Annotated in this window: 10 protein-coding genes and 1 pseudogene; 4 read left to right on the top strand and 7 right to left on the bottom strand. The window is 53.5% G+C overall.

Annotated elements, in window-relative coordinates; all coding sequences use genetic code 11:
- Nucleotides 1-18 precede the first annotated feature (18 nt).
- Entirely contained in the window at nt 19-408 is a 390-nt protein-coding gene (locus tag WBL83_RS22910; RefSeq protein ID WP_424591266.1) for a winged helix-turn-helix transcriptional regulator, read from the top strand.
- A gap of 242 nt (nt 409-650) precedes the next feature.
- On the opposite strand, the gene WBL83_RS22915 is transcribed toward WBL83_RS22910, so the two are convergent.
- On the bottom strand, nt 651-2582 hold the full coding sequence (locus tag WBL83_RS22915) for a bifunctional 2',3'-cyclic-nucleotide 2'-phosphodiesterase/3'-nucleotidase (protein ID WP_424591267.1): 1932 nt from the start codon (nt 2580-2582) through the stop codon (nt 651-653).
- Between the two features lie 216 nt (nt 2583-2798).
- On the opposite strand from WBL83_RS22915, the gene cysQ reads away from it, so the two are divergent.
- On the top strand, nt 2799-3539 hold the full coding sequence (gene cysQ / locus WBL83_RS22920; protein ID WP_424591268.1) for a 3'(2'),5'-bisphosphate nucleotidase CysQ: 741 nt from the start codon (nt 2799-2801) through the stop codon (nt 3537-3539).
- Here cysQ and WBL83_RS22925 read toward each other — a convergent pair.
- The gene (locus WBL83_RS22925) at nt 3529-4086 is read right to left on the bottom strand and encodes a YtfJ family protein (RefSeq protein ID WP_424591269.1); all 558 of its coding nucleotides are present in this window, start codon (nt 4084-4086) and stop codon (nt 3529-3531) included. The genes cysQ and WBL83_RS22925 overlap by 11 nt on opposite strands.
- A gap of 338 nt (nt 4087-4424) precedes the next feature.
- Between WBL83_RS22925 and WBL83_RS22930 the strand changes: the two genes are divergently transcribed.
- A complete protein-coding gene (locus tag WBL83_RS22930) occupies nt 4425-4631 on the top strand; it encodes a DUF1107 domain-containing protein (RefSeq protein ID WP_034461209.1) in 207 nt (68 codons plus the stop codon).
- Nucleotides 4632-4731: 100 nt separating this feature from the next.
- On the opposite strand, the gene WBL83_RS22935 is transcribed toward WBL83_RS22930, so the two are convergent.
- The 5 genes from WBL83_RS22935 to hflK form a co-directional block, all read right to left on the bottom strand.
- Nucleotides 4732-6069, bottom strand: a complete 1338-nt coding sequence (locus tag WBL83_RS22935) for a hemolysin family protein (RefSeq protein WP_424591270.1) — start codon at nt 6067-6069, stop codon at nt 4732-4734.
- Between the two features lie 703 nt (nt 6070-6772).
- Nucleotides 6773-8671, bottom strand: a complete 1899-nt coding sequence (locus tag WBL83_RS22940; protein WP_424591271.1) for a heavy metal translocating P-type ATPase — start codon at nt 8669-8671, stop codon at nt 6773-6775.
- Nucleotides 8668-9720 (bottom strand): SPFH domain-containing protein, encoded by a 1053-nt coding sequence (locus WBL83_RS22945; protein ID WP_424591272.1) that lies wholly within the window; start codon nt 9718-9720, stop codon nt 8668-8670. The genes WBL83_RS22940 and WBL83_RS22945 overlap by 4 nt, the downstream gene beginning before the upstream one ends.
- Nucleotides 9713-10696: a protease modulator HflC gene (hflC, locus tag WBL83_RS22950; RefSeq protein ID WP_424591273.1), complete on the bottom strand. Its 984-nt coding sequence runs from the start codon at nt 10694-10696 to the stop codon at nt 9713-9715. Before hflC ends, WBL83_RS22945 begins: the two co-directional genes overlap by 8 nt.
- Complete coding sequence (hflK, locus tag WBL83_RS22955) at nt 10693-12648, bottom strand: protease modulator HflK (RefSeq protein ID WP_424591274.1); 1956 nt, start codon at nt 12646-12648, stop codon at nt 10693-10695. The genes hflC and hflK overlap by 4 nt, the downstream gene beginning before the upstream one ends.
- A gap of 341 nt (nt 12649-12989) precedes the next feature.
- Between hflK and WBL83_RS22960 the strand changes: the two are divergent.
- Nucleotides 12990-13209, top strand: a pseudogene (locus tag WBL83_RS22960) (type VI secretion system tip protein VgrG); the annotation flags it as partial.

The following is a 13209-nucleotide window of genomic DNA, read 5'->3' on the forward strand; positions in this document are numbered from 1 at the left end:
CATAAAGGTAAGTATGAAATGATTGAAACTGAAACCCTCGCACCTTCGCTAACCGAGCAATTACGTAACGGCAATTTATTCGCGGAACAGTGCCCGTCGCGGGATGTGCTAAAGCACGTCACCAGCCGCTGGGGGGTGTTAATTCTGGTGGCGCTGCAGGACGGCACGCATCGTTTTAGCGACTTGCGCCGTAAGATGGGGGGCGTTAGTGAGAAGATGCTCGCACAAACACTGCAATGGCTTGAGGCAGATGGTTTTGTTAACCGTAAATCGTACCCGGTGGTGCCTCCGCATGTCGAATACAGCCTGACACCATTAGGTTTTGAGGTTGCCGAAAAAGTGGCAGGGCTTGCTGACTGGGTTGAAGTGAATTTGCCAAGAGTGTTAGCGTCCCGTTCGGAACGCTAACACAGAGCTGGTGGATGACGCTGTCGCTTATCCACCCTACGAATTCATGTGTTTGTAGGTCGGATAAGCGCAGCGTCATCCGACGTTATTTACTCAAATCCAACTGATAAATCGCAAAACCAATCTCATCGCTACCGACATTCTTCACTGGATACTGCGCTTTCTCTTTGATAAATGCCGCAGCTTATCCATCCTACGAAATCATGTGTTTGTAGGTCGGATAAGCGCAGCGTCATCCGACGTTATTTACTCAAATCCAACTGATAAATCGCAAAACCAATCTCATCGCTACCGACATTTTTCATTGGATACTGCGCTTTCTCTTTGATAAACGCCGCAGCTTTTTCGCCAGGCGATGTTTCAAAGCGGATATCTAACGGCTGCTTGCTGTGAATCGGAGCGAGACGCCAGTTATTATCGGCGGCAGGGTGGATCTCTTTGCTCGCGGTAATCCAGTTCGCCAGCACCGAGCGGTTTTCATCCGGGGAAGCGAACGCAATATGGCTATCGCCTGTACCGGCAAACTTGCCGCCGTATGCACGATAGTTATTGGTTGCGACGAGGAAAGTTGCGTTCGGGTCGATTGGTTTGCCTTTATACGTCAGCCCTTTGATACGCTCGGCTGTCGGGTTCACCGTCTGGCATTCACCGTCGTAACGTGCCGGTTGTGACACATCAATCTGGTAATCCACGCCATCGATAACATCAAAGTTATACGTGCGGAAACCGTCCCAGTTAATCAGCGACTGCGGCTTGCTGCTGTTGACATCAATCTGATTAAACTGCGCGGCAGAACATTCCAGCCACTCTTTGACCTCTTTCCCACTGGCTTTCACTACCACCAGCGTGTTCGGATAAAGATACAAATCTGCGGCATTCCGGAAGGTTAGCTGGCCCTTTTCTACTTCAACATAACTGGCAGGATCGTTTTTACGTCCACCCACTTTAAACGGTGCAGCAGCAGATAATACCGGCAGATTCGCCAGATCCGGGTCACCCTGAATATATTTTTCGACGTAAGCGGACTGGGCGTTATTCACTACCTGCACGGTTGGATCGTCCTGCACCAGCGCCAGATAACTGTACATATTGTCGGAGGATTTGCCGATTGGCTTGCTGACGAACTCGCGCGTGGCGTCATGATCGTGTTTCAGCACTTTCGCCAGCTCAGCGTCTTCTTTCACCAACGCTTTCTTCGCCACGCTGTCGTAAATAGGGCGTGCTTCAGCCTTGCTGCTGACCACTTTCCATGCGCCGCTATCGTTGTTGAGCACCAGATCAACGACGCCAAGATGGTCGCCCCACATACCTGGCATCACCGCAGGAATACCGTTTAGTGTCCCTTTCTCAAGATCGACTCCTTTGATATTGGCAAAATCTTTGCCCGGGAAAACGGCGTGAGCGTGGCCAAACAGAATGGCATCTACGCCCGGAACGTTGCTCAGGTAATAAACAGAGTTTTCTGCCATCGCATGATAAGGGTCACTGGATAAGCCAGAATGGGCGATAACTACCACTAAATCCGCACCTTGCTTGCGCATCTCCGGTACATACTGGCGCGCCGTTTCAGTAATATCTTTAACCGTCACCTTACCTTCGAGATTGGTTTTATCCCACGTCATAATCTGCGGTGGCACAAAACCGATATACCCGATACGCAGCGTCTGCTCTTTGCCGTCTTTATCTTTCACTTGGGTTTCTTTGATGACGTAAGGTGTGAAGCGAGGCTTACTGGTTTTGGCATCAATAATGTTGGCATTTACATACGGGAATTTAGCCCCTGACAGCGCCATATCCAGGTAATCGAGGCCATAGTTAAATTCGTGGTTACCGAGGTTGCCCACCGCATAATCCAGCGTATTTAGCGCTTTATAAACCGGGTGAATATCGCCTTTTTTCAGACCTTTTGCCGCCATGTAATCGCCAAGCGGGCTACCCTGAATCAGGTCACCGTTATCCACCAGCACGCTGTTAACGGTCTCACCACGGGCGGCATTGATTAAGCTCGCGGTGCGCACCAGTCCGAACTTCTCTGTTGGAGTGTCTTTGTAGTAATCGAAATCCATCATATTGCTATGGAGATCGCTGGTTTCCAGGATTCGCAGGTCAACGGTTGCAGCATGAACACTGGAAGCAACCAGCATGGCAACAAGCGTTGCGCTAAACTTAATCATGATAAAGGTCCTTTTTAGAGATTCAGCACAGAAGGTAATGTATATAAATGTTGTTGCTTACAAAAATGTGAAGTGTGCCAAAAAAATGACCAGGAAAACCGGAATCGCTTCACAGATAGCGCAACAAGGCGCTTTGCTATATAAAAACAACACTAGCAAAACAACGAGTTAATCAGCGCAGGACAAGCAACACTGCGACACAACATGAGGTGGATAATGTTAGAGCAAATTTGCCAACTGGCCCGGGAGGCGGGAGCCGCCATTATGGATGTTTACCAGGGTGTGAAACCGCTGGAGGCAACGCAAAAACTGGATGACTCACCCGTGACTGCGGCCGACATTGCGGCTCACTCCATTATCCTGAAAGGGCTGCAAACGCTCACCCCAGAGATCCCCGTGCTGTCAGAAGAAGATCCGCAAACCTGGGAGACGCGCCAACACTGGCAGCGCTACTGGCTGGTGGATCCGCTGGATGGCACCAAAGAGTTCCTGAAACGTAACGGTGAATTCACGGTGAATATCGCCCTGATCGAACAGGGGAAAGCGGTGCTGGGCGTGGTGTATGCACCGGTGCTGGACGTGATGTATAGCGCTGCAGAAGGTAAAGCCTGGAAGGAAGAAAACGGCACGCGTAACCAAATCCATGTTCGTGATGCACGTCCACCGCTGGTGGTGATCAGTCGTTCGCACGGCGATGATGAACTCAAAGAGTATCTTCATCAGTTAGGCGAACACCAGACTACGTCGATTGGTTCATCGCTGAAGTTTTGCCTTGTGGCAGAAGGGCAGGCGCAGTTGTATCCGCGCTTTGGGCCAACCAACATCTGGGACACCGCCGCAGGCCACGCTGTTGCATCCGCAGCAGGCGCCCACGTTCATGACTGGCAGGGTAAGTCGCTTGACTATACCCCGCGCGAGTCATTCCTAAACCCTGGATTCCGGGTCTCTATTTACTAAGCAATTCGCGCAGCAGGCTAATCACCTGCTGCACCTCTTCCTGCGTCAGCGCACCATCTTTGGCATACTGAACGCGTCCTTGTTTATCCAGCACGACAATCGCTGAACTGCCCGTTTCGAGCTGCCAGGATTTTTGCGCTACGCCGTTACTGTCGACAATAAATTGCGACCACGGATACTGAGTCTTATTGCTCTCAAGGCTGCTGCGAACAAACATTCCGGTGCCGACGATGGCGTCATCGGTGTTCACAATCGTGGTGGTTTGATAGCGGTCATGCGGGAATTTCGCGGCCTTGATGGCCTCAATCAGCCCGGCATTTTTCTCTTTGGCACTGGTGCGTCCGGCAATATGTTGCAGCAATCGCACTTTTCCCACCAACTGCGCACTATTCCAGTTTTTATAGCTAAACTTATCATTGTCGAGCATCAACTCACCTTTATCGGTAATGCCAATAGGTGAGACTCGCTGATTCTTCTCGAAATTATGTGCCGATGCCGCAAGAGGCAACAGCAGCAAGGCAAGCGCCAGTGTTGTGCGTAGGGACATGGTGACTCCTTATCTTATTATTGGCTAAAAATCGCAGGTGATCCGACCACTTGTCGTGACGTTTTAAGCATATGTGCTGAATAGCTTTCTGTCCCGCAACAACAATGCCAGTTTGCGGGCGACCGCACATATCCCTGTTATTTGAAGGCTTAAACTGACTTATCTTTAGATTTGAAAAGAATATTCTGAGTTTTTGTAATAAAACCGTAAATAAGATTATGCAAACTAGGTGCCGGTTTGTATATGGACTATAGTTTCCAGGCACCAAATTTTTCGCCTCGTTTTGTCGGACCAAATGTGGAACCGCAGGGGCGTTAACACTGCAGGAGAAAAAAAGAATGAAAATTTTCCAACGGTACAACCCGCTTCAGGTGGCGAAGTACGTGAAAATCCTGTTCCGTGGACGGTTGTACATCAAGGACGTTGGCGCTTTTGAATTTGATAAGGGCAAGATTCTTATCCCAAAAGTGAAAGATAAGCAGCATCTATCTGTTATGTCTGAAGTAAACCGCCAGGTAATACGTATGCAGGCGGAGATGGCTTAAAGCCATCAGTAGTACAAAAAACGGCACCCGAGGGTGCCGTTAGTGTTTCCAGGTTTTGTAGGGTGGATAAGCGCTAGCGTCATCCACCACTTCTGGCCGCTTACGCTGCGTTTTGCTCCTCAGCATCCGGCAGTTTTGGCGTTAATGGCGTCGGCTTGTTGTCGATACGCGTGACCAGCAACTGGTCGATGCGGTAGTTATCAATATCCACCACTTCAAATTTATAGCCTGAGAACTTCACCGAATCAGTACGTTTCGGGATTTTACGCAGCATAAACATCATGAAGCCGCCGATGGTTTCGTAGTTTCCAGACTGCGGGAACTCGTCGATATCCAGCACGCGCATTACATCATCAATCGGTGTGCCGCCTTCAACCAGCCAGGAGTTTTCATCACGAGCAACAATCTGCTCCTCCATGCCCTGGCCAACCAGGTCGCCCATCAGGGTTGTCATCACGTCATTCAGAGTAATGATACCTACCACCAGCGCGTACTCGTTCATGATGACCGCAAAGTCTTCACCCGCCGCTTTGAAGCTTTCCAGCGCTTCGGATAGCGTCAACGTATCCGGCACAATCAGCGTGTTACGCAGATGCACACCGCTGTTAAGCGCAAGGCTCTGGTTGCCCAATACGCGGTTGAGCAACTCTTTTGAATCAACATAGCCGACGATATGGTCGATATCGCCGTTACACACCAGGAACTTGGAGTGAGGATGCTCGGCGATTTTATTCTTCAGACTCTGCTCGTCGGTATGCAAATCAAACCAGATGATGTTCTCGCGCGAGGTCATGGACGATGGCACGGTACGGGATTCCAGCTCAAACACGTTCTCGATAAGTTCATGTTCTTGCTTACGCAACACACCCGCTAGCGCACCCGCTTCAAATACCGCGTACACATCATCGGATGTGATGTCGTCATTACGCACCATCGGCAGTTTGAAAATACGGAAAATGACGTTTGCCAGGCCGTTAAAGAACCACACCAACGGACGGAAGATAAACAGACAGAAGCGCATCGGGTTGATGATTCGCAAAGCAACAGATTCAGGCGAAATCATACCGATGCGTTTCGGAGTGAGGTCTGCAAACAGAATGAACAGGCTGGTGACCAGGGTGAAGGAGATGATAAAGCTCAGTTGATCAGCCATTTCCGGGGAGAAGAAACGCTCAAGAAGCGCTTTAAACGCCGGGGAAAACGCCGCGTCGCCGACGATACCGCCGAGAATCGCAACCGCGTTCAGGCCAATCTGCACCACGGTAAAGAACATGCCAGGGCTTTCCTGCATTTTCAGTACACGTTGTGCGTTCAAGTTGCCTTCATCAGCAAGCAGCTTGAGTTTGATTTTGCGGGATGCAGCCAGCGAGATCTCCGAAATTGAGAAGAACGCACTGACGGATATAAGAAGAAGTATTAGTAAAATACTGTTTAACATAGTTTATCCGGCTTAGAGCCAGAGCCTCGGAAGGAAAAGTTGAAAATCTAAGGGTTAGTACATTTTGACTGCCAGTCCGTGGAAGTTGGGCCAGCAATTTCAAGGGGTAGTATAGCGTAAGGGTGTGTGAGGCTGCCAGAGGGCAAAAATGGGCAGAACTGCTAAACCGCTTTAGTAGGGCGGGCAAGCGCAGCGCCCCCGCCAGCATTGACGCAAACGGTGGATGACGCTATTCGCTTATCCACCCTACAACTGATGAATAAGCAGCTGCTAAACGGTTCTGGTAGGGCGGGCAAGCGCAGCGCCCCCGCCAAAATTAGCGCAAAGGGTGGATGACGCTATGCGCTTATCCACCCTACAACTGATGAATAAGCAGCTGCTAAACGGTTCTGGTAGGGCGGGCAAGCGCAGCGCCCCCGCCAGCATTGGCGCAAATGGTGGATGACGCTATTCGCTTATCCACCCTACAACTGATGAATAAGCAGCTGCTAAACGGTTCTGGTAGGGCGGGCAAGCGCAGCGCCCCCGCCAAAATTAGCGCAAATGGTGGATGACGCTATGCGCTTATCCAGCCTACAACTGATGGATAAGCTGGTGCTAAACCGCTTTTGTAGGGCGGGCAAGCGCAGCGCCCCCGCCAAAATTAGCGCAAATGGTGGATGACGCTATGCGCTTATTCACCCTACAACTTAGAGAATTTCCATCACCCACTCAGCTTTTCTTCAAACCGTAATATACGCCCGGCGTTGCCCAGCACCAGCAGCGTGCTCATGTTATGCAGTATCGCGGCGATGACGGCACCGGAAGCGCCGAGCCAGCCAAACGCTGCGGCGGCGACGATGACCAGTGTCCAGCCCAGGCCTATCAGCACGTTGATTTGCAGCGTGCGGCGGCACAGGCGGCTCAGGCGCACACAGGTTCCCAGGCGGCGTAAATCATCGCCAATCAACACGATATCTGCCGATGCCATGGCGATATCCGAGCCACCGGTGCCCAGAGCCACTCCAACCACGCCTGCTTTCAGGGCGAGCGAATCATTGATGCCATCGCCGACCACCATCGGACGGAAGCCGTTGTCGATTTGCGCGCTCACCTGCTGCAATTTATCCGCAGGAAGCGCTCCTGCGATAACGTTGTTGATACCGACGTTTTTCGCGATGCGTTCTGCCACCTCCAGGCGGTCCCCGGTGAGTAATAATTGCTGGTTTAGCCCCAGTTCACGCAATTCGTTCATCGCGCCGGCAGCTTCATCACGCAGGCTATCGGCCAGTAAAATCCAGCTCCGGAAACGGCCTGCCAGCACCAGGCCAACAATGGGGCCGTCATGTGGCGGCTCTGGCGGTAAATCCGTAACCTGGGTTTTCAATAACTCATGCCTGCCGAGAAATGCCTCACCCGCAGCGGTGGTGGCTGCAACGCCGAGTCCCTGATGTTCACGCACATTTTCAAGTAGAGGCCAGTCGCCAGGCGGCGCGATATTCACCAGCGCACAACTGACGGGATGGTTACTGGTCGCGCCGAGGCTTGCCGCCAGCGCAGATAGTGCTTCAGGCGATTCACCGGCTTGCGGGAGAAGCGCATGCAGTTGCAGTTTGCCGTGGGTCAGCGTGCCGGTTTTATCGATGATGACCGCATTCAGTTCGGCTAACTCTTCGAGGAATGCCGCACCACGAATCAAAATACCGTGACGCGCAGCCACGGTCAGACCGGCAATGGAAGTTGCGGGCGCAGAAAGCACCAGCGCGCACGGGCAGGCGGCAACCAGCACCGCTAACATCGCCTGAGCATTTTGCGTTAAAAACCAGGTGCTCGCCGCAATCAGTAACACCAGCAGCAGGTAACGCGCCGCATGGCGTTCGAGTAAACGGGTAATCGGTGGACTGGCTTGTTCGGCGCTTTGCATTAACGCCACAACTCGCCCAAGGGTTGAGGTTTCCCCGGTGCGAGTGACTTCAATGCGCAAGCGCCCATCAAGGTTTATCGCCCCACCATAAACATTCATCCCGGCTTGTACTTCTTGCGGGACAGACTCTCCGGTTATCGGCGCGGTGTCGAGACTCGCCTGGCCTTCCAGCACGCGTCCGTCGGCAGGCAATCTGTCACCCGCACGCACTTCCACAATATCGCCCGCCACCAGCTCATGGTTATCGACGTCATGCAGATTGCCGTCGGCATCGAAACGCCGCGCCCGGCTGCGGGTCAGTTTGCTCAATGATTCAATCGCTTCTTGCGAGCCAATCACGCTGCGCTCTTCGAGGATATGGCCGACGATCATAATCAGCGGTAACAACGCGGCGGTGAGCAGATCTCCGGTTGCCCACGAACCCATCAGCGCCAGCGCCACCAGTTGATCGGTAATGCCGTGCAAACTCGGGTAACGCAGGCTGTAAAAGGCGTGGCGCAATACCGGAATGCCGACCATCACAGAGGATGCGCCCAGCAAAATATCAGCCACCGCAACCTGTTCGGGGGCAAACCAGCGCCACAGTAAACCCAAAATAAGCGTGCCACCGGCGCACAACGCAAGGATAAGCTGACGGGTTATCTGTCGCTGTTCTTGATGCGACAGCGCGCTACCTGGATTAACAGAATGAGTACTCATGGTGTAGACGGTTCCTTTTGCCCGGCCGCTTGCAGGATCAAATTGGCATCATCCTGAGGTGAAACCGTGATGACGGACTCGGCATGCGCCAGAATCGCCGCAATGCGTTCGCGGTACACTCGCGCTAACAAATCAGGGTCGTTTGGACTGCTCGCCAGCCGGTTCACCATCGCCGTGTCGGACTGGGCTTTGGCGACTTTCTCGCGCGCCTGAGCCTGAGCGGTCTGACGTAACTGATCCGCAAGTTGCGTGGATTTTTGTCGAATCAATGATGCATCGTTATTGGCGGTGGCAATCGCTTGTGAAGCCTGCTGGCTGGCGGTTAATACCGCATTAAAGGCGGTGACAGTGGTCGTGGGCAGCGTGGATTGCACCGTCACGCGCTCAAGGGTGATACCCAGCGAACTGCCCGATTGCGCCAGGCGTTGCAGATTCTGCTCAATATCATGCTGCACATCGGCACGCAGGCGTTCGCGCTGTTGGGCGACATTCAAATCGCTGCTGACCATTTCCGGGCGTGCGACCAGAATGGTATCCAGATCCCGCGAGGCACACACGGCAATGGCGGCGCGCTGAACCAGCCGATCGAGTGCCGGGATCACATGTTCGCCCTGCAAGACATATGCCATGGGCGTGACCACGCGATAAAACACGCTGATGTCCAGTTGCACTACGCCGGCGTCACCCGTGAGCAGGTAACCGGAACCCGCCAGCGCATCACTGCTGTTATCGCCGCGGGCATCCGCATGCAGTGCATCGGTTGAACGCAACAGTGCGGTAACGTGATGTTCGATAACGCGATCCGGGGCAGGCACCATCACCACATCGTCAATTGGCTTCGGCCAGGTAAACAACAGACCCGGTTCGGCCACACGCTGCTGTGCGCCAAAATGCAGCACCACGGCGCGGCTGTCGGCGGGGATCTGGCGGATGTTAGAGAACAACCACGACGCCGCAGCCAGCAAAGTCAACGCATACAGGGCGTAAAAAGCGAGGCGTATCGACTGAGTCCACGGGCCGGCAGATGTTGGCGTCTGATTATCAGTCATGGGTTTTATCCAGCTTCGGCCCTTCCACCAGCAGGCGGAACGGCGCGGCATCAGTGCGTAAAACCAGACGGGTACTGGAATTCACCACGCCACTGAGCGCATCAAGCTGGCGCAACAGGCTATAAAGTTGCGGCGAGCTGGCGTAGGCCTTGCCATAAATTTCAGCCGCTTGCGCCTGAGACTGCGCTTCGATGTCGGCAGCTTGCACCTGCGCCTGCGCTTCAACGATGCGTGCGTCACGTTCTGCCGCTGAGCGGATCTCTGCGGCGGCGCGCTTACCTTCAGCGGTACGTTCGGTGGCAATGGTTTCGCGTTCAGCACGCATCCGGTCGACCGTTGCGTTGAGCGTCACCGCAGGTAGCGTCAGGCGCTCAGTGCCAACCTGTACTAAACGGATGCCGTAACTTTCTAACAGCGGCTGGCTGATTTGCGCCTGCAAATGGGATTCAAACTGGTTCAACTGCACTTGCTTGCTGTCGGTGTTTACCAGTTGCGAAAGGGTAAAACCACTGGCTGTGGTTTCCAGGGCTGAGCCGAGATATGCGCGGATCTGGCGCGCCGCTTCATCGGGCTGATTTTGCACCGCGCGCATAAAACGCTGCACATGTTCCGGCGTGTTATCGACCTGCCAGACAGCAAAGGACTGCACAATGATGCGCAGCCCATCACGCGTCCCCACATCCTGCAACCCGCTTGATGTGGTTCGTAGCCGCAAATCCACGGCGGTCGACATTTCAAAAGGCGCAGGTAAGCGCCACGCAAGGCCAGGATTGAGCAGCACGCGTACCGGATTACCAAAGCGGGTAACGATCAGCGATTCGCCAGAACGCACCTGCACAAGGCTTGCCGCAGCGGCCAGCAAAACCACCAGCAATCCCGCGCCCGCAATGCGCTTCCACGCTCCCTTCTTCGGTGCGTCAGAAGCAGAATGATGGTTGTGCTGGCAACCACAACCATGATGATGTGAATGGCTCAACGGGAAGACTCCTGTGTCGGTTTGGATGGCGCATCGCGCTTTGCTGCATCGTTCAATGAGGGAAATTCGCGCAGGTCGATAGTCGGTGGCGAGCCCGCGCCAATGCGGCTGTCGATAATCAGTAGTGGGCTGTGGCCGAGCGTCTGGTGCAGCTGGCTGTACCATAATTCATCGACAAACACTTGCCCTGAGTGCGCCACCGCCTGTTTTTGCGCAGCGAAACGCACCGCGGTGGACTGCGCTTTGCTGGTCACATCGGTGGCGTTCATTTGAGCCTGATGCTGGCGCGTGGTTGCGATGGTCCGGGCACTGGCGGCCTGCTCAGCGGCATGTCCGCGTTCGCGGGAAATCAGCGCCTCGGCAGAAATTTGCGCCGCCTGCACGCCATGGAACGCATCCGCAGCGCCTGCCGGAGGATGGATAGCTTCGACAACCGTCGACAGCAGTTCAACGCCGGAATGCAGGTTATCGAGTTTTTGCTGTACCGCTTGCTTAATCTGGCTGGCTAACGCGTTGCGTTGCTCACCCAATAACTGTTCAAGCGTCTGAGAGGAAAACTGATGCACCAGCACCTGATTCGCCGCGCTGCGGATAAGCTCAGGAAGATTTGTGCTGTGATAGGTGGCGGCGAGGGCGGCGTCATCTGTTAAACCAATACGCCACATAAACCGCACATCGCTATTAATGATTTGCAGACTCTGCTGGCTACCGCTTTGGCTGGCAATAATCTGTGCTTTATCAAAACTATGGATGGCATCCCACAGACGATCGGCACTTTGCGGGGCTCCGCCTTCTGCGCTTGCCAAAGGTTCTGACGCACTATCGGGTTCTTCTCCCGCCGCTAACTCATGCACCTGGCCATTTTCCGTCAGCATCACTTGCCCGAACGGCCACGGCAGACCGTAATGCAGGCCGGATGACAACACTTTCACCGGCTTACCAAAGCGTTCATATATCCCGCGTTGAGCGGACGAGACTTGCTGCAGCCCGGTTAACAACCAGCCGCAAATTACCATCACCGCCAGCACCGGTATAAAAGCACGACGCAGAACCGTAACCGCCCAGAGCTGGCGTAAGTCGATACCAAAGTGTTGATGCAGTTCACGCTGCAAATAGAGCAACGGACGCGGCGGCCATACCAGTTGCGCCGCCAACTGGCTTTGGGCAAGGAAGACAGGCTCGCTCCCAGCTTCTTTTGGCGGGGCGAACAGTGAAAACAGGCCGCGTAGCAGGAACTCAAGCGCAACCAGAAAAACCAGAATGGCAGGGAGATCGACCAGTAACGGGATGTTGGCTGTGGGGAAAATCAGAGCGGGCAAAGAGAGGAATTGCACCGCCAGAGTCAGGCGTAAGAGCGGCGCAATCAATTTTGCTTCCGGCCACGCCTCATCGACGGTCGCGGCCAGATGGCGTTCCGCCACCAGCGTGGCAAACATCGCCGCCGCAATGATCCCGACCGCAATCCAGCGCAGGTTGCCATCATCAAGCTCAATATAATGCGCGGCGACACCCGCCTGCGTGACAAACAGTACAAACAGCGCCATCGACCCAAGCCAGACGCCATCGCTCTTGAGCAACGCATTGATGCGGCTAAAGTTAACGGGAATGAGTGCGCCGAGCCGTTGGTAAATGGTCAGCGGGAGTTCAGTGTCTGCAGCCGTTTCCGCTTCGGGTTTTGCCACAGGCAAAAACTTCTGCGCCCGCCACTGGCAGATTCGCTGCGCATTAAATAAAGAGACCGCGAGCAAAATCAGGGCTGCGGCATTGCTACTTAATAACGTGGGCCAGCGGGAGGAGGACTCGAAAATACTGACAATCAGCGCCACCACGATCATCAGGAAAATCACGGCGCTTAAGCCAAAGACTAACCTTGCGGTAAGCATGGCCTGTGCGGGGGCCAAAGAGTCACGAGCCTGAAAGCTAAACGGCGAACGTTGCGTGGGTTCTGTCATTTGGATGGGCTGGGTTTAGAGGTTAAATTGTTATCATATAACATATCATGACCGGCAATTAGCCGTAAACGAAGCGTGGGTAACCGTTTGTACAGTTACGGATAAGGGGAGGTTAGCGTTAGCGTCCCCCATCAGCTTTAAACCCATTATTTACCCGGTACGTTTTCCTACCCAACAAAATCCATCGTCGTGACATTCGTCACAGTTATTATTTTCCTCCGGTTCTAACTTGACCCACTTTAAATTTATATCACTTTGATTTTATTATATTTATTTAAATTATGAGTAGATGAAAATCATATGCTCTGCTCAATGATTCCATGCTTTGTTGAAGGAATAACATGATGGCCTCAGACGGCACCCGCTTTACCTTCAGCGCCGGGCATACTCCGGCGGACACCTTTGCGGTGGTGGGCTTTAAGCTCAGGCAATCTCTCTCTTCCCTGTTCAGCCTGGATATCACCGTCGCCTGCAAGGATCCGGCAATTGACTTCAAAAACATCCTTGATGAAACAGCCACGCTGGTTATCTGGCAGGGCGAAGAGATTAAACGCCGGGTGC

The organism is Buttiauxella sp. (assembly GCF_049686335.1).
In the GTDB taxonomy this organism is placed as follows: domain Bacteria; phylum Pseudomonadota; class Gammaproteobacteria; order Enterobacterales; family Enterobacteriaceae; genus Buttiauxella.